The organism is Limnohabitans sp., assembly GCF_031539175.1.
Classification (GTDB): Bacteria; Pseudomonadota; Gammaproteobacteria; order Burkholderiales; family Burkholderiaceae_C; genus Limnohabitans.
The window spans coordinates 1-22173 of sequence record NZ_JAVKLQ010000065.1 but is presented as its reverse complement, the minus strand read 5'-3'; the positions used below and the strand labels follow the sequence as shown (position 1 = coordinate 22173).

The window sequence follows — 22173 nt, the reverse complement described above, 5'->3', positions numbered from 1 at the left end:
GTATTTTTGACTGTATAGTACACAACACATCAAAACGATGTGCATCAAATTAACATAAAAGGTATCAAAAATGAAGATTAATTCACAAATCAAACAAATCGGTAAGCAAGCGGGTTACACCTTGATCGAACTGTCGATCGCCATCGCCATCATTTCGGTCTTAATCATGTCCGCCTTGTTTGGTGTGCAGAAAATTTTGGACAACAACAACGCTGACACCACAGCGCAGCAAGTGACGGCCGCAACTGCCAACATCACCAAGTACGCAACCATGATGTCGGATAAGTTATTTTTGGCATCCGTTGCAGCGGTGGCACCGATGGGGGTGTGGCCAGAAAACGTGGTGCTCAACACGGGCACAGTTGCGGCGCCTGTGTGGAAGCTGCGAAACCCCTTCGGCGGTGACTACATCGTCGGTTCGACAACTACTGGCTACTTTATTGGTATCACCAACTTGTCAACTAACGCCTGTTTATCACTCGGTGCTTCGCTGAACAACGCGGCAATGCAAATTGACACAGACGAAGTCGCAACCTACACGGCTGCAACAACTGCAATGCCAACGACAGGCTTGCTAAACGTGAAACCTTTGGGTGGCAAAGCTACCAGTGCCACGCTATCGACAGGCTGCGCAGCTACTGCCGCAGGTAAGAAGAAAAACGTGTTTGTGCAGTACGCCTTGTAATCCAAAAAATTTTCTTGACCCCCTTTCTACGTCGCCGATCCTGTTTTCATTCAAGGTTTCCAGCAACGGCGTGTAGTTGGGGTGTCTGGCAGCAAAAGATAAAAAGTCTCCAACATGTCTGAATTCAACCGGTGGTTTTGCTTGGCCCTGTGCGCCTTCGCCACAGCTGCCACTGCCCAAACTCAAGACCCCTCGATCTCTGCAACGCGTGTGGCCCTCGACGTGGAGTGGATTCGCTCCCCGCGTGCCGTCTTGAGTTTGGACAGTGGCCTCACTACCCAACAACGTGCCGGGGCCGCCATACAGGGCGCCAAACCCGTGATGCTCGAAGCAAACACCACCCGCACGGGGGGGCGTCAGGTTTGGAGCATTGAGCAATCTGAAAAGCGTTTGTCCAGTGCCTTGGAGCGCTGGGCACAGCTCGCGGGCTGGCAACTGGTGTGGGAGGCAGAGCGTGACTTTGTCATCGAGTCCAATTTGCACCTAGAGGGTGAATTCTTAAGGGCGGTTGGCACGGTCATGCAATCGCTGGGTAATACCGACTACCCACTGCAAGCCAAGGCCAACAGCGCGACATTGACCCTGCGAATTTCAAGGTACCAAGATGCTGGCGTTCAATAAGATTTCCATTGCACTGAGCCTCGCCCTGTTGTCGGGTTGCGCCCAAGAGCTGCATCAAAAAATCTCCAACGAACAAATGGAGATTCAAACCCGTGGCGAAGTAGCCCAAACGCTGATTCGTAAAAAGCAAGTGGCCAGCCCCTATTTGGTCGAAGAAAGCTTGCCGCGCTTCACCACCCGCTCGGTGCCTTACGAGCGCATCGACAAATTGCCCGCCCATTTGGGCAAAGTGACCATGCGCGTGCCTGGCCGCCACAGCTTAAGTAGCGTGGGCGAGATGGTGCAGCGCCTGATCGACATTCCCGTGGTTTTGACGCCCGATGCCTTGCTCGACGCTGCCATGTTTGCCCCCGGACAGGCTGCCGGTATTGCCACGCCAGGTGGAGCCGCCAACGGCGCTATGCCAGGCGGAATGCTCATGGGCGGTGCCAACGTGGCACTGAACGCGGGAGCTGGAGCTGCCAGCAAGGCGATGCAAGACAACAACGACATCAAACAACGCGCAGCGGATGCTGGCGCCAACCAAGCAGCGTTCACGGATAAAGAACTGAGTAGCACCTTCGAGCTGAACTACAGCGGCACCGCGACGGGCTTGTTGGACTACATCGCCGTTCGTGCAGGCGTGCAGTGGCAGTACCAGCAAGGGCGCATCACCTTTTCGCGCGTGGTCACGCGCTCCATGTCTGTCAAAGCTTTGGCCGGTGGTTTGAAAACTTCAGGTGCAGTCAGTATGGGCGGTGGCATGACCGCCACAGCCACAGCTGAAAGCGATGTGTGGCCCATGTTGGAAGCCACGTTGAAAAACTTGGTGTCGCCACGCGGTCGCATTCAGGTGGACCCCAAAAACGGCACTGTGACGGTTACCGACGCATTGCAAAACGTGAACACCGTGGCCAAGTTTCTGGACAAGCAAAACGACACCATGCTGCGCCAAATCGTGCTCGATGTCGAAGTGCTGCAAGTGGACCTAAAGCAAGAACACGCCACCGGCATTGACTGGAGCGTGGTGAGCCGTGGTCTGGGTGGCGCTTTGAGTTTGAACGCCCCCGGCTCTGTCGGGGTGTTCAGTGGCTCCACCGGTGGCTCAGTCGGCGCAGCGATTTCGCGCAACGACGGAGGCTCGGTCAAAGCTTTGGTGAATGCGCTGGAGCAATACGGCCGCGTCACCTCGACTTACTCCACTGTGGTGGCCACGACCAATCGCCAACCCGTCCCCTTGGGCGTGCAAAGCAGCGAGTCATATTTGGCGCAAGTCACAGCCGGTGCCAACAATGCCGTGACCGGTGTGGCCACGGGAGCTACGCTGACGCCGGGCACCGTCAGCACCGGATTCAGCATGGTGTTGATGCCCGTCATCATGGACTCCAACCGTGTGTTGATTGAAAGCACCTTGCAAGTCAGCGCTTTGCGCGAGTTGAAAGACTTTTCCAGCGGCTCGGGCGCAACGTTGAACCGAATTCAGTTACCCAGCGTGGACAGCTACAGCACCATGCAGCGCATCAATGTGGCCTCGGGCGACACGATGGTGATGTCGGGCTTTGAGCGCGAAACCAATCTGCGTGACGAAAACGACATGGTGCGCGGGGTGGTGCCCGGCAGCCGCCGTGGCAAAACCAGCAAGCAAAGCACCGTGATTTTGATCACGCCGCGCCTGCAATGAGCTTGGTGTTGTGATGTTGAATTTATGGAAAAAGCTCAAAGGGCAGGTGAAAGCGCCTGTGTCAGCAGAGCTCAGTGGCAAGGCTGAGGCTTTGCCCAGCGGGTATGACCAAGCCTCTGACGAGACGGGCGCTCAAGCGCTTTGCCAAGCGCTGGTGGTGAATGGCAAGCACTTGGTGTTTGGCGGTGCGTGGACACCTGTGACTGAAGAAACGGGTTGGAAAAAAATTCTAAACATCGCCTTCAACGAAGGCTATGCGCACCACGTTCTCAACGAGTACGAGAGCACGGTCGGCCTGTTTGGTGCGTTGCCTAAGAACGTGAAAAATGCCCATGCCGCAGCGCTGGTGTTTGCGCAGCATTTTTCGGCAGGCGGGGTCGAGTTGTTTGTTTTTCAAAGCGGCGAGCAGTGCGGCTTGGTGGGCTTGATGGAGTACGCCCCCATTCCCGGCTACGACGTTATGGGAACTCAAGAGGAAATTCAGCAAATCATTCACGAGTTCAACGACATCAACACCTCGCAGTTGGTGCACAGCTACGGCAATGTGAGCTGGGTGGATGACATTCAGCCGCTGGAGCTGAACAAGGTGGCCTACAAAGCCGACGTGAAGTCCAAGCTCAAGCGTATTCCAAACATCAAGTTGCGCGTGCTGATGGGCTTGGTGGGGATGGTGTTTGTCGCGACATGTTTGTACGGCTTTCAGCAGTACCTCGACATGCGTCAAGCGGAGCAAGATGCGTTGAATGCCACGTCGCAAAATCCGAACTTGATGTACGAGCAAAGTTTGGCCTTTGCACTCAAGACCGCAGGCGAGCCTGGAAGCCGCAATGTGCAGGTTTGGCGTCAATTTTTTGCCAAAGTTCCTTTGAACGTCGGGGGCTGGAATTTCAAAACCCTCGAATGCAAGCAGTTGGTGTGCGACATCGTGTGGGTCCGTTCATCGGGCACGTTCAAAAGTTTTGAAACCCAATTGCCACCTGCCCTGAAGGCGACAACAGGCCTGAAGATCGACAACGAGTTGGTCAAGGCCGAAGTGGTCACACAACACAAACTCAACGATACGGTCGCGGTCAACAGCAAAAAAGGCCTTGACCTTAAAACCCTCCCCGTTGAACAAGAGGTCCAAAAGCTGTGGGGCAGCCAGTTGCAAGATCTTTCGCTGCTGAAAAATTTGAATGTGAGTTTGGGCAAGACAAGTTTATTTGGCGGGCAGGGCAACGTGGCTGAATTGATGCGCCCCATCGTCAAGGGCGCGTGGAGCATTGAACATGACATTTGGAGCTTGCCCGAGCTGCCTATGCCCGACTACGTCGTGCCCGAGAACTTGAAGATTGCGCTCAGTGGCGCGCGCGAGTTCCGATACAAGATTGAAGGAAGCTACTATGCAAAAGCTAAATAAATGCGTGGCCACTTGGCTGCTTTGTACCTTCTGTGCGAGCGCCGCTTACGCGCAAAGCACAGGTACCACCCTAGAGCAAGCGATTGAGTTGGCCCGTGCCAGCAAGTCCGGCGAATTGGGCTTGCGCCCCGGCGTGCGTGCGAGCAGTGAATCTGTGCCTTTGCCCAAACCTGCGCGTACCGAGGTGGTGCAGCCCAAAATTTGGAGCATCACCGGCCTAGACCGTGACCTGACCGCCGAGGTGGTCTACGAAGGTAAGGTGTACCCCCTTTCTTTGGTGAGAAACCACCGTCGCGTGGGGCCTTGGATGTTGGTGCGTTTGAGTGCTAACTCGGCCGATTTTGCGTATCTACCCAAGGGGCAGCAGATGAGTAAAAAGGTCCACATGGTGGAAGTCTTCCCGCCTGCGTCGCACGCGCAATTACAGGGCTATTTTGAGGCTCCCCTGTTAATGGGCGCGCCAGTTGTCGGATCGGCTACAGGTGTTTTGGGTGCTCGCCCACCACTGCCCCCCGAATTGATGCGCCCTGCGATGCAGCCATGAGTGTCGCCAGCATCATCGCCCCAGGCACTGTGACAGGGCAATTCATTAGCAACTTCAAAGATGTGCCGACCTTCAGCAATTTGCTGACGCACGGACACGAGGCCGTTACCACCGTCCCCAAAGAAAAAGAGCGCACCTTGGTGGCGTTGGGTTTGCAAGACAAAGGTTACTTTTTGTTGTGCATGCCAGAAGAGCAAAACAAGGTGGCGTGGTTTGCGCTACGCGAGCGTTTGAAAGCCCGTGGTTACCTGCCACGCGGCCACGCCACATGCAGCGAAGAGGTGATGAACGTGTTGCTGCGGGACGTGGGACGTGTGAGCAAAGAAACGGCGCGTCAAATCGAAGAAGACGCTGAAGTGGTCAGTGACATCGTCAACGAGTCACAACCCATTGGTTGGTTTCGCGATGTGTTGGCCAGTTGCATCAACTTAGGTGCCACCGATTTGCACTTTGAGTTGCGCGGCAACCGCGCCATGGTGCGCGTGCGTTTGGATGGTTTGATGCGCGAGCTGACGGCCGTGCCTTACCAAATTGCGCTCGACGGCATTTCGGCGGTCTACAACATCATTGCCGAAGAGCGCTCGCGTTCGGAAGGCGTGTTCAACCAATCGCTGGCGCAGCAAGCCATGATTCCTTTTGCGTTGGGGTCAGAAACGGTGAACCTGCGCTTTCAGAGCCATCCAGCCGTGTCAGGCATGGATGTGATCATGCGGATTTTGCGCACCAACAAAGACAACAAAAAGAAGCTGAGCTTGGATACCTTGGGTTACACCCCGTCACAAATTGATGCCTTGCAAACGGCGGTGGGCAGCTCATGGGGCGGCATCTTCATTGCGGGCATCACGGGCTCGGGAAAGACCACCACTTTGAACACCTTGCTCACGCAACTGGCGCAAGAGGGCAACCGAAAAATTGTGTCCATCGAAGACCCGGTGGAGTACCACGTCAACGGCGTATCGCACTTGTCGATTCAGCGCAGCGTAAATGGCGATGAGTCGGCGAACCCCTTCAAAGGCGCCATGATGGCGTTCTTGCGGATGGACCCCGACGTGGGCATGTTTGGCGAGATTCGCGATGAGTTCTCGGCCGAGATGGCCTTGGGCGCGATTCAAACGGGACACAAAATTTTGACCACCGTTCACGCCACGTCGGCCTTGGGCGTGGTGGACCGTTTGACGTCGAAGGCGTTAGGGCTGTTGCGCGACAACGTGTGTAACCCCGAGTTTTTGTCGGCCTTGGTGTACCAAGTGTTGACGCCCATCAACTGTCCTTCCTGCAAGGTGCGTGCGATGGACGTGATGTCACCCGCTGCGCTGATTCCGTATCAAACGATTTTTGGTCTGGATGTGCGTGACATTTATTGTGCGAGCGATTGCGGTTGCGACGAATGCCTGAAGCCCAACATTGATTACTCCAATAGCAAACACGCGGGCGTGAAGGGCGTGAAGGTGAGCGCGGAAGTGATCTTGCCGGACGAAGACATGTTCTTGCTGCTCAAGGACGGCAAAGACATCGAAGCCCGTAAAGCGTGGCGCGCCAAGCGCACGGCCAAATTCAACGAGGCTGATATGACAGGCAAAGAGGCGTGGGGCCACGCGCTGTACGACATGTCGAGGGGATTGATTGACCCGTATTATTTTGAGATGAACTTTGGCTTGCCCAAGTTGTTTGCGCCTAAGGTCTAAACCAGCATGCTGAATTCGTGGATAGATGCGATCTTGTTGCGCAGTGCACGCAATGCTTTGCGCGCGCGTCGTGCGGAGTTTTATTACGACTTGGCGTCGTCGCTGGCCGACAAAGTGCCGTTGTTTTCTACGCTGAAAGACTACGAAGCTCGTGCACGCCGACGCAACCGTGGCGACGCCTTGATGTACTTGGAGATGCTGCAGGCCACCGAAGTGGGTTCGCTGTCGGATGCTTTAATTCCCATCGTGTCGCCCACTGAGTTGATTTTGTTGGATGCGATTCAACGCGGCGGTGATGCCGAGTTGGCCAAGGGCTTGTTTTTCTTGGCGGAGACCGTCGAGAAGATTGACATGATGCAAGCCTCTGCTCGCAAGGCCGTGGTGTACCCCGTGGTGTTGTTGGCTGTTTTTTCGGCGATGTTGGCGGGCTTTGCCCTGTTTGCCGTACCCATTGTGGCCCAGTTGTTTGACCCTGCGTTGTGGCCATATATGGGTCGTGTTTTATACAGTGTGTCTGAGTACATCTTGCACTTTGGCCTTCACACCTTGTTGGGATTTGTGGCTTTGGTGGGGGCCTTTACCTATTCGCTGCCGCGCTGGCAGGGGCCCGTGCGCCGCCGCTTAGACCGCTTCATGCCTTACGGCATGTACCGCGTGTATACGGGCTCAATGCTGATCGTGTCGCTGTCCGTGCTGCTCAAGTCGGGCGTCTCGCTGCGCTCAGCCATTGAGCGCGCCATGAAATACAGCAGTCCCTGGCTCCGCTGGCATTTGAGAGAAATTTTGCGCAGCTTGTCAGACCAGAGTGCCGCCAAATTTGGCACGGCTTTTCGCACAGGTCTGTTGACCCAAATGATCGAAGACCGCATTGAAGACGCTGCCAAGCGGCGCGATCCTGTGACTGCTTTTGTGAAGATTGGTGTGGGATCGATTGACAAAATTGTGCGCACGGTGGAGGACGCGTCTGGCAAGGTGAACACCATCATGTTGGTGGTTGGCGGTCTTATTTTGGGCGGCATGATGCTCGGCTTCATGCAAACCACCATGGAAATTCAAAGCGCAATCAAGCCCACATGAGTATGAGACGCACCACCCCAATTCGCCGCGTACAAGGCTTCATCTTGATGGAGGTCATGATCGCCATGGCAGTTTTTACGGCCATGGTGGCCTATGGGCTGTATCTTCAAAACTTGACCGCAAAAGCTGAACAAGGCCGCGTCGTGGGTCAGCAGTATGCAGCCATCAACACCGCTGTGGGGAACTACATGGTCACTCACTATGCGGCGCTAGAGAAGCTGCATGTGGGCTGTAGCACCACGACATTCAAGGTGGGTACGTCGGGAGCGTTCACGCCAATGGCTTGTGGATTGCAAATTTCAAGCACGGTGAGCATGGTCAATGGCATGCAACCCACCGTGGCTGAATTGATTGCTGCGGGGTACTTGCCTCCTGAAAAAGCAGGCGTGGTTGCAGGCGTGCCATCATTGCCCATGGACTCTGTGGTGGCTGAGGCCAATGCAAGTACGGGTGTCGCATCGAACACCAAGGCGAAGGGGCGCTTATTCATCAACATCGACCGTGTGTGCTTGGCAACGCACGCGGCTAACCCGGCCTCGGTGAGTGCGCCGCAAGCGCCTGATGCGGTAACCGGTCTTTGCGGCCCACAGACCACCACCAGTTTGACCAGCTTGGTCTTCAACACCCAGCCCTATACCTTCAGCAGCGCGACTAATTTTGGCTACGCCAACCGCATCAGCGCAGCGTGGACCCAGATTGGTGCCGATGCCGCCATGTCCAACATCACCAAAGGTGGCGAGTTGAAGGGCGCGAACTTTGAAATTCCCAACCCTGTGCGCAGCGCCACCAACATAGGGATGGCCGGCATTGTGGCCGTGCGCAATGGCTACGGTGCGTCCTACGCCAACAACCACGCACGTGTGGATGGCAGCAATCCGCCGACTGCAGATTGGAGCTTTGCCAACAACAGCATTTCGGACGTGGGTAAGCTGACCGCGGAGTCGGTCAATGCGCAAACTGTGAGCGCCAAGATGGTCAATGCCGAGGCCCTGAAACTGGGTAGCCGAGTGGAAGGCGATGCATGTGACGCGAGCAAAGAAAACGTGTCGTTTGGCAGCGACACAATTTTGATGTGCAAATCCGGCAAGTGGGCCGCCTTATCCGCAAAGGGCACGGTGAATGGCCTTGAGTACTATGAGTTTGTGTTGAATAAAAACAGCGGTCAAGGGATGGCGCTTAGCGTCACCCATTGTCCGAAGTCGGGGTGCTCTGTGGGGTATTCATTCAGCAATGGTGGCCCAGTCGAGCTCATCACCTCGCTGAAGAATGATGAATGGCAGCCTGTGGTGGTTCGTGCTGTCGATCAACCGAACGGCTTGAATGGCGTGGTGCAGACGAATTACGGGTTTGAGGTGGACGGTTTTGGATATTACAAATTCATGTTCTACACGGGCGCTGGTCTTTTCTCACAATTATTTAATGCCGAATATGCCTACTTTGTTATCCGGTTTTACCGCATCAACCCATGATTAACCACGTTTCATTCGCGCCCACGAATTATTTGGGCCCCGTCATCAGCGCGCACTACGACCACGTCGAGGTGTTAGCGAATCTGCATGCACAGCCCGATACGCAAGGGTTGACGCGCGGTAGTTTTGTGGTGATGGTGCGTCACACGAATCCAGGCACGCCGTTTCAGGAGGCGCTACAAGCGCCTCGCGAGGAAGACATCAGTCGCGCTGAGTTCATCGTGTTGCGCTTGCGGGATGTGAAGTCGCTGCTCGAATTGAGCGAGCACCACTTACGCCATTGCAACCGCTTGGTGGCCGCGACGCCGGGTTGCGATGCACTCAGTCTGAGCGTGTTGTCGTTCGAGGTGTTGGGCACCTTGTTGCTGGACGCTGCGGGCGCCAATGGCTTTCGTTTTTCGGGCGATGCTGGGCGTCTTGGGCATGCCAGTCGCTACTGCGCGTTCATGCCTTGTCAACTGATGTTGGCCATCATCCTCAATGGCACGGTGCCACGCGGGCAGCGCATCAACCTGGGTGTGTTGCGAGAGAGCGAGACCAATGCGTACACGCAACAGCCGCAGCCGATTTACCTGTCGATGGGCGATGTGCGCGGCAAGCGCACCGCCATGTTTGGTAAAACCCGCCTGGGTAAAAGTAACGTGGTGAAGTTGTTGGTGCAGGGCATGCTGGACATCACTGCGCATGACTCTTCGGTTGGACAGCTGATTTTTGATGTGAACGGCGAATACGCCAACGACAACCCACAAGACGGTGGCTCCATTGCGTCGTCCTACCGAGACCGTTGTTTGGTGTACTTCTTGACGGACCGAGGCGGCAATGCCGACGGCAAGCTGCTGCGCTTTAACTTCTTTGAGCAAACGGACAAAGCGTTCGAGATCATGCGCGAGTTGTTGCCGGAGTCGACGGTGGCCACCGACTATGTGCGCACCTTGCTGAACTGTCGTTTGCCCGAGTTGGTACGCGACCCACGCATGAGCGAAGACATGGCGCTGCGTGTACTGCGCAAAGTCATGTTGTTCTGGACGATCTTGCATGAGGCAGGGTTTGACCACGACGAGGTGCGCTTGGTTCAGATCTTGAATCACATGGGCTTCAAAACGCTGTTTAACCCTTGCTTTTCGCAAGCGTTGCGGTTGGCGGCCTACCAAGCGATCAACGCCCAGCCAGCACCCGCGGCGCCAAAGTCGTTCTTAGAAATGTGCGCCGAAATGCGTGTGATTGCGAAGTTTGCGCTGTCTTACGGCAACGACCCAAGCTTGACGCGCAATGGCGTGTTCTTGTTTGAGTTGGACGAAATGATCATGGCCAGGTTCTTGACGCCCAACACGTCAGATGGCCCGTTCGTGTTGCGTCCTTGCATGCCGTTTCATGCGCCGATTGCCGATGGGTTCATTGACGAAATCTTGCAGGCGCTGCATGTGGGCAAGACGGTGATCGTGGATTTGGGGGGCGCGAATGAAAAGATCATTCGTTACTTTGCCAAAACGTTGTCGGTGGCGGTGTTTCACGCCCAAGAGCAAAAATTTGTGAACAACGCGTTGAACGACCGGTATGTGCAAATTTATTTCGAAGAAGCGCACATGATTTTTCCATCCAGCGCGTCAAACGTGATCGACGTGTATTCGCGTTTTGCCAAAGAGGGGGCGAAGTTTCACATTGGCATCGTTTACTCCACGCAGTCGCCATCTACAGTGAATGAGGACTTGTTGGCGCAGACTGAAAACTTCTTCATTGGTCACTTGTCCAGCGATCGCGAGGCGGCCAGATTGGCTTCTGTGCAACTGGCGTTCAAAGGTTGCGAGGAAGACATCATGCGCATGCGCACGCCGGGTTTGATGCGCATGCTGGCGTACTCGAACCGATATTTGATCCCTGTGCAAGCGGGGCGCTACAACGGGCAGACGCGGTTTGTGGATGCGCCTTGAGTGACGTCAGGCCTTCGCTTTAAGCCACCACGCGCAACACTTCTTCGCCGTAGGCTTCAAGCTTTTTAGCGCCAATGCCTGCAATGCCTTGCAGGCTTTCCAAATCGTGCGGTGCGGCTTGTGCAATGGCCGCCAAGGTGGCGTCGTGAAAAATCACATAGGCGGGCAGGTTGTGCGAGCGCGCCACTTCGCCGCGCCAGGTCTTGAGCGCTTCGTAGCGTTTCTGGCCTTCGTCATCGAGTGCAATCGGTGCCGCCTTGGTCGCGCCGCTGGCGGTTCGCTTGGCTTTGCGGTCGGCGGGGGTGGACACCGAGGCACGCAAACGCACGGTGACTTCGCCTTTGAGCACGCCGCGTGAGGCCTCGGTCAAATACAAGGTGTTGAAGGCTTGCGCGTCCACGCCCAAAGCGCCGATGGCAATGAGTTGGCGCAACACGCCGCGCAATTGCACTTCGCTGAAATGCGCACCGATGCCGAATGTGCTCAGACTTTGGTGGCCGTATTGGCTGACTTTTTCGGTGGCTTTGCCGCGCAAGATGTCCATCATGTGGCCAGCCCCGAATGACATGCCGCTTTGTTGCTTCACCCGATAAATGGTGGACAACAGCATGCGTGCGGCCTCAGTGCCATCCCAAATATCAGGTGGGTTGAGGCAGTTGTCGCAGTTGCCACAGGTGTACTTGGGCGCCCCGCTTTCTGCAGTTTTGTAGGTTTCGTCAAAGTAGCCGAGCAGGCGCACACGTCTGCAATCCGTGGCTTCGGCCAAGGCCAGCAACGCATCGAGCTTGCCGCGCATGACTTGTTTGAACTCTTCGCCTGCGGGGCTTTCGTCGATCATGCGGCGTTGGTTCACCACATCGTTCAAGCCGTAGGCCATCCAGGCGTGGGCAGCTTGGCCATCGCGGCCGCCACGGCCGGTTTCTTGGTAATAGCCTTCGATGTTTTTAGGCATGTCCAAGTGCGCCACGAAGCGCACATCGGGTTTGTCGATGCCCATGCCAAACGCCACGGTGGCGACCATCACCAAACCGTCTTCACGCAAGAAACGGTTTTGGTGCTTTTGGCGAATCGCGCCATCCAAGCCCGCGTGGTACGGCAGCGCGGCAATGCCCGCCTCGCACAAGTTGTTGGCCACTTCTTCCACGCGCTTGCGCGATTGGCAATAGACGATGCCGCTGTCTTGCCAGTCCGGCCCCGTGTGCTCACGCTGGATGAAGCGCAGCAGTTGGGTGGACGCGTCTTTCTTTTCAACGATGGTGTAGCGGATGTTGGGGCGGTCAAAGCTGCTGACGAATTGTTGTGCGTCTTCGAGCTGCAAGCGTTCGACGATGTCGGCACGCGTGAGCGCATCGGCCGTGGCCGTGAGTGCCATGCGTGGCACGCCTGCGTAGCGCTCGTGCAGCACGGTGAGCGCGCGGTATTCGGGACGGAAGTCGTGGCCCCATTGGCTCACGCAGTGTGCTTCGTCGATGGCAAAAAGACTGAGCTGGCCTTGCTCGTGCAGCATGTCCAGCTGCGCCAAAAAGCGCGGCGTGGTGATGCGCTCGGGCGCGGCGTAAAGCAGGGTGATGTCGCCGCGTCGCAGGCGTTGCTCCACCGCATTGGCTTCTTCGCCACTGAGGCTGGAATTTAAAAAGGCGGCTTCAACCCCCGCTTCGTGCAGCGCCCCCACTTGGTCGTGCATGAGCGCAATAAGCGGTGACACCACGATGGTGATGCCGTGCCCCGCCCGCTGGCGCGCAATGGCCGGAATTTGATAGCAGAGTGATTTGCCGCCGCCCGTGGGCATGAGCACCAAGGCATCGCCGCCGCCACACACGTGGTTGACGATGGCTTCTTGGGGACCACGAAAAGCGCCGTACCCGAAGACCTCGCGCAGGATGTCTTGGGGGTTCACAGGGGTGGACACGGCAGCTTTCGGCTTGCGCAGACTAAGCTGACAAGACGTGGAGAGGGGGGGCAAGTGGGGACGAACGAAGGCATGAGCCAGCTATTGTCCCTGCTTCTTACAATGGACCCATGACCCAAGCCTACACACGCGCAAAAGAATTACCCGCCATTTTGGCCAAACGCATTGCCATCCTTGACGGTGCGATGGGCACCATGATTCAGCGTTTCAAGTTGACCGAGGCGCAATACCGCGGCGAGCGTTTCAAAGACTTTCACAAAGACGTGAAGGGCAACAACGAGTTGCTCAGCCTCACCCGCCCCGATGTCATTCGTGACATTCACGAGCGTTACCTCGCTGCTGGCGCTGACCTGATTGAAACCAACACCTTTGGTGCCACCACCATCGCCCAGGCCGACTATGACATGGCCGACTTGGCCTATGAGATGAACCTGGCCTCAGCGCGCATTGCCCGCGAAGCCTGCGACAAATACAGCACGCCCGACAAACCCCGTTTTGTGGCTGGCGCTGTCGGCCCCACGCCTAAAACCGCCAGCATCAGCCCTGATGTGAATGACGCGGGCGCACGCAATGTCAACTTTGAAGAACTGCGCGCCGCGTATTACGACCAAGTCAAAGCTTTGGTTGAAGGTGGTTCCGACGTGTTGTTGGTCGAAACCATTTTTGACACGCTCAACGCCAAAGCGGCGTTGTTTGCGATTGAAGAATTCTTTGAAGCCTCGGGTGAGCGCTTGCCGCTCATCATCAGCGGTACCGTGACCGACGCCTCGGGCCGTATCTTGAGCGGCCAAACTGTGACGGCGTTTTGGCACAGCGTGCGCCACGCGCAGCCGCTGGCCATTGGCCTGAACTGCGCCCTGGGCGCGACGCTGATGCGTCCTTACATCCAAGAACTTAACAAGGTCGCAGGCGACACGTTCATCAGCTGCTACCCCAACGCTGGCTTGCCCAACCCCATGAGTGACACCGGCTTTGACGAAACGCCTGATGTGACAAGCCGCTTGCTGCACGAGTTTGCGGCGGAAGGCTTGGTCAACATCGTGGGTGGCTGCTGCGGTACCACGCCTGAGCACATCGCGGCCATTGGCAATGCGGTGGCTGACCAAATGGCACGCGCTTTGAGTGCAGGGCCTTTTTACCGCGAAGCGACGTAAGTTTTAATTCGGCATTAAAACGCGTGACAACATGCGCACCATTACATAGCGTTTGTCGGCGCTATCCGCTGGCGGGTTTTCAATCGGCGTCACGCGTACCAATAATTTGTATTGCATGCCTGGCGTGAAGGTGAAGCCCTCAATGTGGCCGTAAAAGTCAGACCATTTTTCTGCGCCGCCCTCTTTCACTTGCAAGCAGCGCATGGGTGCAGCAGCGACGCACGCCACGTCGTGACCCGCTACGGTGAGCGTGATGTTTTTGGCTTTTGCTTGAGCCCGGCTTGACGGGCATTCACCATCTGACAGCCAAGTGGCCCCCGCATCTTTCATCATGCAGCGGTTTGAAAACGTTTGGGTGTGCTGCGGTAACTGGCCGCACACGGGGGCGTATTCGCGGGTGCAGATGCCGGCTTGGGTTTGGGCGGAAATCAAAAGCAAAGATGTCAAAAGTAGACGAGTGAACATAAATTGGGTTTGAAAGCGAAGCTAGCTTGATTAACGTCACACTCGTTCGAAAAGTGGACAAAATGATTAAAAATACAAACATTACTTATTCCCGCCTATAAGTTAGCGAGAACCCTTTTGGATAAGAAACAACTCTCCGAAATCGACATCTGCGAAAAGTTCATTAGCCCCGCCATAGCGCGTGCGGGCTGGAACATTCACGACCAGATTTATCGCGAATATCCGCTGCGTGTAGGCCGCGTCACGGTGCGGGGCAATAAATCACACCGCGACCAAAGCACGGTTTTGCGCGCCGACTATGCGTTGTTTTACAAGTCCAACATTCCAATCGCGGTAGTTGAAGCCAAAGACAACAACAAAGCCATGGGTGCGGGCATGGCCCAAGCCATCAACTATGCCGATTTGCTGGGCGTGCCGTTTAGCTTTGCCAGCAACGGCGATGGCTTTGTGTTTCGTGACGCCACCTTGGCCGATGGCGTGCTGGAGAAAAACCTCACGCTTGAGGAGTTTCCCTCACCCCAAGACTTATGGGAGCGCTATTGCGCTTGGAAAGGCTGGACGCCCGAAGTTCGCCAAGTCACCGAGTTTGACTACGCGCCCAGCAAAACCCCGCGCTACTACCAAATGAACGCCATCAACCGCACGGTTGAAGCCATTGCCCAAGGGCAAAAACGCGCCATGCTCGTCATGGCCACTGGCACGGGCAAGACATACACCGCGTTTCAAATCATTTGGCGCTTGTGGAAAAGCGGCGCTAAAAAACGCATTTTGTTTTTGGCCGACCGCAACATCTTGATTGACCAAACCATGGTCAATGACTTCCGCCCGTTCAAAGGCGCAATGGCCAAACTCAGCCCCAACGCCAAAGGCGTGGAGCGCGTGGATGCACAAGGCAAAGTGACGGTGGATGACGTAGACCTAGCGGTCAACAAAACCACCAAACTCGTTGATAAAAGCTACGAAATTTATTTGTCGCTCTACCAAGCTGTCACAGGCACAGAAGAAGAGCGAAACATTTACAAACAGTTCTCGCCCGATTTCTTTGACCTCATCGTCATTGACGAGTGCCATCGCGGCAGCGCCGACGACGACTCGGCTTGGCGCGAAATCTTGCGCTACTTTGGTAGCGCTGCCCATGTGGGCCTGACCGCCACACCCAAAGAAACCAAAGACGTTTCAAACAGCGACTACTTTGGCGAACCCATTTACACCTACAGCCTCAAGCAAGGCATAGAAGACGGTTACCTCGCGCCCTACAAAGTGGTGCGCGTAGATTTAGACAAAGACACCTTTGGCTGGCGCCCCACCCAAGGCATGACTGACAAATTTGGCCATGTGGTGGAAGACCGCGTTTACAACGCCAGCGACATGAACCGCAAACTCGTGCTCGAAAAGCGCGACGAAGTTGTGGCCGCCAAAATTACTGAATACCTCAAGGCGACCGACCGCTACGCCAAAACCATTGTGTTTTGTGAAGACATCGACCACGCCTCGCGCATGCGCCAAGCCCTGAGCAATGCCAACGCCGACATTTGCAAAGACAACCCCAAATACGTGGTGCAAATTACCGGCGACAACGCCGAAGGCAAGCTAGAGCTAGACAACTTCATCGACCCCGAAAAAACCTACCCCGTCATTGCCACCACCTCAAAGCTCATGAGCACCGGGGTAGACGCGCAAACTTGCAAGCTCATCGTGCTGGACCAAAACATCAAGTCCATGACCTTGTTCAAGCAAATCATTGGTCGCGGTACGCGCTTGCGCGAAGACTTGGGCAAAACGTGGTTCACCATCATCGACTTCAAGCGCGCCACTGACAACTTTGCTGACCCCAAGTTTGACGGCGAGCCCGTGCAAATTTACGAGCCTACGCCCGACCAGCCCGTCGCACCGCCCGAGCAACCGGGCGACACACCTTTCCCTAGCAATCCTCCTAGCGGTACGCCCGTAAACGAAGAAGGTGGCATTTTTGCCCCAGGCAGTGGCAATGGCGGCACAGAAACAGGCGAGCCCAAAAAATACGTGCTCGGCAATGTGTCTGTCTCTGTCGCGCGCGAGCGTGTGCAATACCTCAACGCCGACGGCAAGCTCATCACCGAGAGCCTGCGCGACTACACCCGCATCAACCTAGTGAAGCAATACGACTCGCTCGACAAGTTCTTGCAAGCGTGGAACCACGCCGAACGCAAAGCTGTGTTGATGGAAGAGCTAGAACGACAAGGCGTATTCATCGACGCCTTGGCTGCTGAGGTGGGCCAAGACTTAGACCCATTTGATTTGCTGCTGCACGTCGCCTACAACCAGCCGACCCTCACTCGCCGCGAGCGCGCCAACCGCGTGAAAAAGCGCAACGTGTTCACCCAATACGGCACAGTGGCTCGCAAAGTGATGGACGCCCTCATCGACAAATATGCCGATGAAGGTATTGCGACAATCGAGAGCAACGAAGTTTTGAAGGTGCAACCCTTTACAGACTTTGGCAGCCCAGTTGAACTCATTAAAAGCTTTGGCGGCCGCCCTCAATACCTGGGTGCATTGCAAACGCTGGAGCGCGAGCTGTACAACACATCAACATAACGAATACGGGTACACAAAGACCATGAAAGATCTTTTCAATAAAGCCAAATCCAAAGCGGGTGACTTGGTGACATCTGCCAAAGATATGCGGCCTGATGCGGGAGACATCAAACGTGCATCTGACTTTTTGGTCGATGCTGCAAGCAAGACAGCAACAGAGGTAGGTCGTCTTGGAAAAGATGCACTCAAGACCGATATGGCCAAAGACGCGGCGGCAGGTGCAGCGATTGGTGCGGCTGTGGCCGTACCCATTCCCTTGGTTGGACCTGTCGCTGGTGCAGTAGTTGGAGCAGGCTTGGGTGTTTACAAAAATATCAAGCAAGGACCGAAGACCGAACGCCCGGTGGCTTTGCCGGACGACACTTCTCCAACGGTCATTGAAGCGGAAAGCAAAATTGTTCCATCGGTCGATAAATTCGAAGAGCTAAGCAAGCTGCACGATTTGAAAGTCAAAGGTGTCTTGACCGAAGACGAGTTCGCTGCTGAAAAGAAAAAAGTCTTGGACCGCTAAGCCGGTTTTGAGTCAATAAAGAATCCGAATGTCCAACCTCTCCTCCGTCATCAAATCCATCCAAGACATCATGCGCCAAGACAGCGGCGTGGATGGCGACGCGCAGCGCATCTCGCAGCTCACCTGGCTCTTGTTCCTCAAAGTGTTTGACGCGCTCGAAGAAGAGCTGGAACTGACCCGCGACGACTACAAAAGCCCCATCCCCGAAGCCATGCGCTGGCGCAACTGGGCCGCTGATGCCGAAGGCATCACCGGCGACGCGCTGCTGGACTTTGTGAACAACCAACTCTTTGCCACCCTCAAAAGCCTGAGCGGTGACGCCCAGCGCAACCCCCGTGGCTATGTGGTGCGCGGCGTGTTTGAAGACGCCTACAACTACATGAAAAGCGGCCAGCTGCTGCGCCAGGTTATCAACAAACTCAACGCGATCGACTTCAACCGCCAAGCCGAGCGCCACCAGTTCAACGACCTCTACGAAAAAATCCTCAAAGACCTGCAAAGCGCGGGCAACGCGGGCGAGTTCTACACACCCCGCGCCGTGACGCAGTTCATGGTCGACATGGTCAACCCCCAGCTGGGCGAGCGCGTGATGGACCCGGCTACCGGCACGGGCGGCTTTTTGGTGTGCGCCATCGAGCACCTGCGCAAGCAAGTGCACAACACGGCAGACGAAGCCGTTTTGCAAAACAGCATTGGCGGTGTTGAGAAAAAACAAATGCCCCACATGCTGTGCGTGACCAACCTCATGCTGCACGGCATCGAAATGCCCAGCCTCATTGCCCACGGCAACACACTGGCCCGCCCGCTGCGCGACTACACCCCCGCCGAGCGCGTGGATGTCATCCTGACCAACCCGCCCTTTGGCGGCATTGAAGAGCCGGGCATCGAACAAGGCTTTCCGGCCGATGTGCGCACCAAAGAAACGGCGGACTTGTTTTTGGTGCTCATCAAACACATTCTCAAAACCAACGGCCGCGCCGCACTGGTGCTGCCCGACGGTACGCTGTTTGGCGAAGGCGTGAAGACGCGCATCAAAGAACAACTGCTGGCCGAATGCAACCTGCACACCATCGTGCGCCTGCCCAACGGCGTGTTTGCGCCCTACACTGGCATCAAAACCAACCTGCTGTTTTTCACCAAAGGCAAGCCCACCGAACACGTTTGGTACTACGAGCACCCCTACCCAGCGGGGGTGAAGAACTACAACAAAACCAAGCCCATCCGCATCGAAGAGTTCGATGCCGAAAAAGCCTGGTGGGGCACCGAGGCCGATGGCTTTGCCGCCCGCGTGGAAAACGAACGCGCGTGGAAGGTGAGCATTGATCAAATCAAGGCCGCCAACTACAACCTCGACCAAAAGAACCCCCACGCCGCCGAAGTGGTGAGCCACGACCCCGAGCAACTGTTGACCGAATACGCCCGTCTGCAAACCGAGGCGCAAAGCCTGCGCGACCAACTCAAAAGCATTCTCGCCCAATCGCTGGGAGCCCCAGCGTGAGCGCAGTGCTGACGGCGCAAGAGCCCAGCGCCAAATACCTGGTGAATTTGCAGCCACCACTGGTGCGGCATTTCGACTTGATCGCCCAAGCTCCCGGTGGCGTGGCCCGCCTGCGCGAACTCATCTTGACGCTGGCCGTGCAAGGCAAGCTGGTGCCGCAAGACCCGCGCGATGAGCCTGCGAGTGAACTGCTCAAGAAGATCAGGGCAGAGAAAGACCGGTTGATCGCCGAAGGCAAGATCAAGCGGGACAAAGCCTTGGCTGAAATTGATGACGAGGAAAAGCCGTTTGAGTTGCCACATGGCTGGCAATGGGTGCGACTTGGCTCTGTTTTTAAGCTTGAGTATGGTTCAGCAATGCCGGAGAAGTCTCGTCTTCATGGCGACATACCTGTATATGGCTCCAATGGGATTGTCGGTTTCCACAACGAGAGTCTTATTCAATCACCATCATTGATTGTTGGAAGAAAAGGTTCGGTTGGCGCGGTCAACATGTCATTGAGTGCATTCTGGCCAATTGACACAAGTTACTTCGTAACGCCACCTAGCGGTATTGATCTTCGGTTCAGTTATTTTTTATTTGTATCGTTGAAGCTAGGTAAGCATGACAAGGCCACAGCCATACCGGGCATAAATAGAAATGATGTTTATAAAGAAGTCGTTGCATTACCGCCTGAGTCAGAACAATCCCGCATCGTCACCCGCGTCGAAGAGCTCATGCAACTCTGCGACGCCCTCGAAGCACAAGGCCAGCTCGAAGCCGAACAACACGCCCGTCTCGTCAGCACCCTGTTCAGCAGCCTGCTGCAAAGCGACACCCCCGAGGCACTGGTCAACAACTGGCAACGCATCGCCACCCACTTCGACGTGCTGCTCGACCGCCCCGAAGCCGTGGATGCCCTTGAACAAACCATCCTTCAACTGGCAGTGCGCGGCCTCCTCGTCCCCCAAGACCCCACCGACGAACCCGCCAACGTCCTCCTGCAAAAAATCCGCACCGAAAAAGACCACCTCATCGCCCAAGGCAAGATCAAACGCGACAAACCCCTGCCGCCCATCACTGACAAAGAAAAACCGTTTGAGTTGCCGCAGGGGTGGGAGTGGGTAAGGCTGGGTAGCCTTGGGGTTACACAAACAGGTGGAACGCCCGCGTCTAGCAAGCCAGAGTATTTCGATGGAAATTTTCCATTTATCGGGCCTGGACAAATTACCCCAAATGGTCAGATTCTGTCGGCAGAAAAATTCATATCTGAACTTGGTACTTTGGAGTCAGCCGTTGTTGAACCAGGTGACATCTTGATGGTTTGCATAGGTGGCTCTATTGGGAAATGTGCTGCAGCTACATTTCCAACGGCATTCAACCAACAAATTAATAGCATTCATCCGCTGTTGTTGTCCAGTGAGTACGTTCTGAATGCCATGTCTTCAATTGATTTCACACAGGCTGTTCTTAGCGCTGCGACAGGATCGGCAACGCCGATCATTAGCAAAGGCAAGTGGGATTTATTGCTTTTACCGCTACCGCCTCGCGTAGAACAATCTCGCATCGTCACCCGCGTCAACGAACTCCGCAGCCTTTGCGATGATTTGCGCCAACGCCTAGAGGCTGCTCAAGCGATGCAGTCGCATTTGGCCGATGCCTTGGTGACGGGTTAAGGCGCGCAACCCAACCATGGCTTCACGCAACGAAAAACCTTGGTTGAGTGTGGACGATCAACTCGCGCAGTTGGTCGAACGGGGCATGGCGATCAGCGACCTTGCCAAAGCCCGCGACTATCTGGAGCGCATTGGCTATTACCGCCTCAGTGGTTATTGGTATGACATGCGGGTGCGCGATGTTCCGTTTTCCCCTCTGGACCCTAAGACAAGGCGCAAGCCCAAAAAGGTGGTGATTGAGCGTCCCGTTTTGGATGAGTTCAAACCTGGCACGCGCTTTCAAGATGCGGTGGACTTGTACGTGTTCGACAAGAAACTGCGCTTACTCACGATGGATGCGCTGGAGCGCATTGAGATTGCTTTGCGCGTAGATTTGTCACATTGCTTAGGCAAGGTAGATCGCTTCGCGTACATGAATCCAGCGATTTTTCACAACACTTTTGCAAGTGACGTCAGCCTCGACTCGGGTTTGACCAAGCATCACGAATGGTTGGTCAAGCACGCGAAGTTGATCAACCGGTCTCGCGAAGAGTTCATCAAACACAACAAAGAAAAATACGGCTTGCCATTGCCTATTTGGGTGGCTTGCGAGGTGTGGGACTTCGGCTGCATGTCGACCTTGTTTGCTGGCTTGACCACCGAGATGCAAGATAACATTGCAGCCGCCTATGGCGTGAGCGATGGCCGGGTGTTTGACAGTTGGTTGCGCAGCTTGAACTATTTGCGCAATGTGTGTGCGCATCACAGCCGCCTGTGGAACCGTAACGTGGTGGATCAGCCCAAATTGCCTGCTGTGGGTGAGGTGCCAGCACTGGATGGTTTTCAGGGTGACCCAAACGCAAGCTTGCGTGCCCGCCCGTTTGTGTTGCTGTGCATTTGCCAGCATTTGATGACGGTGATCAACCCATCGTCAGGCTGGGGGCAGCGCTTGGTGACCTTGCTGCAAAGCGATTTTCCAGACTTGCGCCACGTAGGCCTGACGCTGCATGGCATGGGTGTCGATGCTTCGTGGGAACAGCGAGCTTGGTGAGCGGCCAAAGAAAAACCCCCAAGCAGCTTGACGCCGAAGCGTTTTGCCGAAGGGGGCCGTGTTGGGAACAGTCTACCAAACTCCCCCAAGATTTTTTGAAACCGGTTCTCTAAAACCTTTAAATTTGTTATCTGTGTCGCTGGATAACAACTCGCGCATGGGTTAAATACAGGCGGATTCAAGGACGAAGTGCAACACGCTTTAACGAGGCATGGAATACCTCGTGAGGTGTCTTGAATCCTAGTCGCTTTCTGGGGCGATGATTCAATCGGTTTTCAATCATAGTCAATTCCTCATCCGTCACGG

17 protein-coding genes are annotated in these 22173 nt (G+C 55.6%); 15 read left to right on the top strand and 2 right to left on the bottom strand.

The features are described 5' to 3' along the window. Positions 1–70 precede the first annotated feature (70 nt). From RMS95_RS11695 to RMS95_RS11655, 9 genes are all read left to right on the top strand, one after another. Positions 71–685 (top strand): type II secretion system protein, encoded by a 615-nt coding sequence (locus RMS95_RS11695; RefSeq protein ID WP_310646367.1) that lies wholly within the window; start codon positions 71–73, stop codon positions 683–685. 114 nt (positions 686–799) lie between these two features. Continuing rightward, positions 800–1306, top strand: coding sequence for a toxin co-regulated pilus biosynthesis Q family protein (locus RMS95_RS11690; protein ID WP_310646365.1), 507 nt, complete (start codon positions 800–802; stop codon positions 1304–1306). After that, complete coding sequence (locus RMS95_RS11685) at positions 1290–2966, top strand: hypothetical protein (protein ID WP_310646363.1); 1677 nt, start codon at positions 1290–1292, stop codon at positions 2964–2966. Before RMS95_RS11690 ends, RMS95_RS11685 begins: the two co-directional genes overlap by 17 nt. A gap of 13 nt (positions 2967–2979) precedes the next feature. After that, a complete protein-coding gene (locus RMS95_RS11680; RefSeq protein ID WP_310646361.1) occupies positions 2980–4365 on the top strand; it encodes a type 4b pilus protein PilO2 in 1386 nt (461 codons plus the stop codon). Next, positions 4349–4909, top strand: a complete 561-nt coding sequence (locus RMS95_RS11675) for a hypothetical protein (RefSeq protein ID WP_310646359.1) — start codon at positions 4349–4351, stop codon at positions 4907–4909. Before RMS95_RS11680 ends, RMS95_RS11675 begins: the two co-directional genes overlap by 17 nt. Then, a complete protein-coding gene (locus tag RMS95_RS11670; RefSeq protein WP_310646357.1) occupies positions 4906–6594 on the top strand; it encodes an ATPase, T2SS/T4P/T4SS family in 1689 nt (562 codons plus the stop codon). The genes RMS95_RS11675 and RMS95_RS11670 overlap by 4 nt, the downstream gene beginning before the upstream one ends. Before the next feature lie 6 nt (positions 6595–6600). Further along, positions 6601–7671, top strand: a complete 1071-nt coding sequence (locus RMS95_RS11665; RefSeq protein WP_310646355.1) for a hypothetical protein — start codon at positions 6601–6603, stop codon at positions 7669–7671. Then, entirely contained in the window at positions 7668–9140 is a 1473-nt protein-coding gene (locus RMS95_RS11660) for a hypothetical protein (protein WP_310646353.1), read from the top strand. The genes RMS95_RS11665 and RMS95_RS11660 overlap by 4 nt, the downstream gene beginning before the upstream one ends. Next, positions 9137–11068 carry a helicase HerA domain-containing protein gene (locus RMS95_RS11655; RefSeq protein WP_310646352.1) on the top strand — a complete coding sequence of 644 codons (1932 nt, stop codon included), beginning with the start codon at positions 9137–9139 and terminating at the stop codon, positions 11066–11068. Before RMS95_RS11660 ends, RMS95_RS11655 begins: the two co-directional genes overlap by 4 nt. Before the next feature lie 19 nt (positions 11069–11087). Here the strand turns inward: RMS95_RS11655 and recQ are convergent, their stop codons facing one another. Beyond that, positions 11088–12977 carry a DNA helicase RecQ gene (recQ, locus tag RMS95_RS11650; RefSeq protein WP_310646351.1) on the bottom strand — a complete coding sequence of 630 codons (1890 nt, stop codon included), beginning with the start codon at positions 12975–12977 and terminating at the stop codon, positions 11088–11090. 110 nt (positions 12978–13087) lie between these two features. Between recQ and RMS95_RS11645 the strand changes: the two genes are divergently transcribed. After that, a complete protein-coding gene (locus RMS95_RS11645) occupies positions 13088–14131 on the top strand; it encodes a homocysteine S-methyltransferase family protein (protein WP_310646350.1) in 1044 nt (347 codons plus the stop codon). Positions 14132–14134: 3 nt separating this feature from the next. On the opposite strand, the gene RMS95_RS11640 is transcribed toward RMS95_RS11645, so the two are convergent. After that, positions 14135–14569, bottom strand: a complete 435-nt coding sequence (locus RMS95_RS11640; protein WP_310646349.1) for a DUF4377 domain-containing protein — start codon at positions 14567–14569, stop codon at positions 14135–14137. 144 nt (positions 14570–14713) lie between these two features. Here RMS95_RS11640 and hsdR point away from each other — a divergent pair, with 144 nt between their 5' ends. Genes hsdR through RMS95_RS11615 form a run of 5 tightly spaced genes read left to right on the top strand, consistent with a single transcriptional unit; the run spans position 14714 to position 21867 of the window. Continuing rightward, a complete protein-coding gene (hsdR, locus tag RMS95_RS11635; RefSeq protein ID WP_310646347.1) occupies positions 14714–17173 on the top strand; it encodes an EcoAI/FtnUII family type I restriction enzme subunit R in 2460 nt (819 codons plus the stop codon). After that, on the top strand, positions 17103–17684 hold the full coding sequence (locus RMS95_RS11630) for an SHOCT domain-containing protein (RefSeq protein ID WP_310646345.1): 582 nt from the start codon (positions 17103–17105) through the stop codon (positions 17682–17684). The genes hsdR and RMS95_RS11630 overlap by 71 nt, the downstream gene beginning before the upstream one ends. Positions 17685–17712: 28 nt before the next feature. After that, positions 17713–19182, top strand: a complete 1470-nt coding sequence (locus RMS95_RS11625; RefSeq protein WP_310646343.1) for a class I SAM-dependent DNA methyltransferase — start codon at positions 17713–17715, stop codon at positions 19180–19182. Beyond that, positions 19179–20837, top strand: a complete 1659-nt coding sequence (locus tag RMS95_RS11620; protein ID WP_310646341.1) for a restriction endonuclease subunit S — start codon at positions 19179–19181, stop codon at positions 20835–20837. The genes RMS95_RS11625 and RMS95_RS11620 overlap by 4 nt, the downstream gene beginning before the upstream one ends. Positions 20838–20853: 16 nt before the next feature. After that, positions 20854–21867, top strand: a complete 1014-nt coding sequence (locus tag RMS95_RS11615; RefSeq protein ID WP_310646339.1) for an Abi family protein — start codon at positions 20854–20856, stop codon at positions 21865–21867. The last annotated feature ends 306 nt before the right edge of the window (positions 21868–22173 follow it).

Bases quoted from the DNA above. Each gene is read 5' to 3' on its own strand.
- RMS95_RS11660 (WP_310646353.1), top strand. From the start codon at position 7,668: ATGAGTATGAGACGCACCACCCCAATTCGCCGCGTACAAGGCTTCATC.
- RMS95_RS11615 (WP_310646339.1), top strand. From the start codon at position 20,854: ATGGCTTCACGCAACGAAAAACCTTGGTTGAGTGTGGACGATCAACTC.
- RMS95_RS11665 (WP_310646355.1), top strand. From the start codon at position 6,601: ATGCTGAATTCGTGGATAGATGCGATCTTGTTGCGCAGTGCACGCAAT.
- RMS95_RS11675 (WP_310646359.1), top strand. From the start codon at position 4,349: ATGCAAAAGCTAAATAAATGCGTGGCCACTTGGCTGCTTTGTACCTTC.
- RMS95_RS11685 (WP_310646363.1), top strand. From the start codon at position 1,290: ATGCTGGCGTTCAATAAGATTTCCATTGCACTGAGCCTCGCCCTGTTG.
- RMS95_RS11680 (WP_310646361.1), top strand. From the start codon at position 2,980: ATGTTGAATTTATGGAAAAAGCTCAAAGGGCAGGTGAAAGCGCCTGTG.
- RMS95_RS11625 (WP_310646343.1), top strand. From the start codon at position 17,713: ATGTCCAACCTCTCCTCCGTCATCAAATCCATCCAAGACATCATGCGC.
- RMS95_RS11670 (WP_310646357.1), top strand. From the start codon at position 4,906: ATGAGTGTCGCCAGCATCATCGCCCCAGGCACTGTGACAGGGCAATTC.
- RMS95_RS11645 (WP_310646350.1), top strand. From the start codon at position 13,088: ATGACCCAAGCCTACACACGCGCAAAAGAATTACCCGCCATTTTGGCC.
- RMS95_RS11690 (WP_310646365.1), top strand. From the start codon at position 800: ATGTCTGAATTCAACCGGTGGTTTTGCTTGGCCCTGTGCGCCTTCGCC.
- RMS95_RS11655 (WP_310646352.1), top strand. From the start codon at position 9,137: ATGATTAACCACGTTTCATTCGCGCCCACGAATTATTTGGGCCCCGTC.
- RMS95_RS11695 (WP_310646367.1), top strand. From the start codon at position 71: ATGAAGATTAATTCACAAATCAAACAAATCGGTAAGCAAGCGGGTTAC.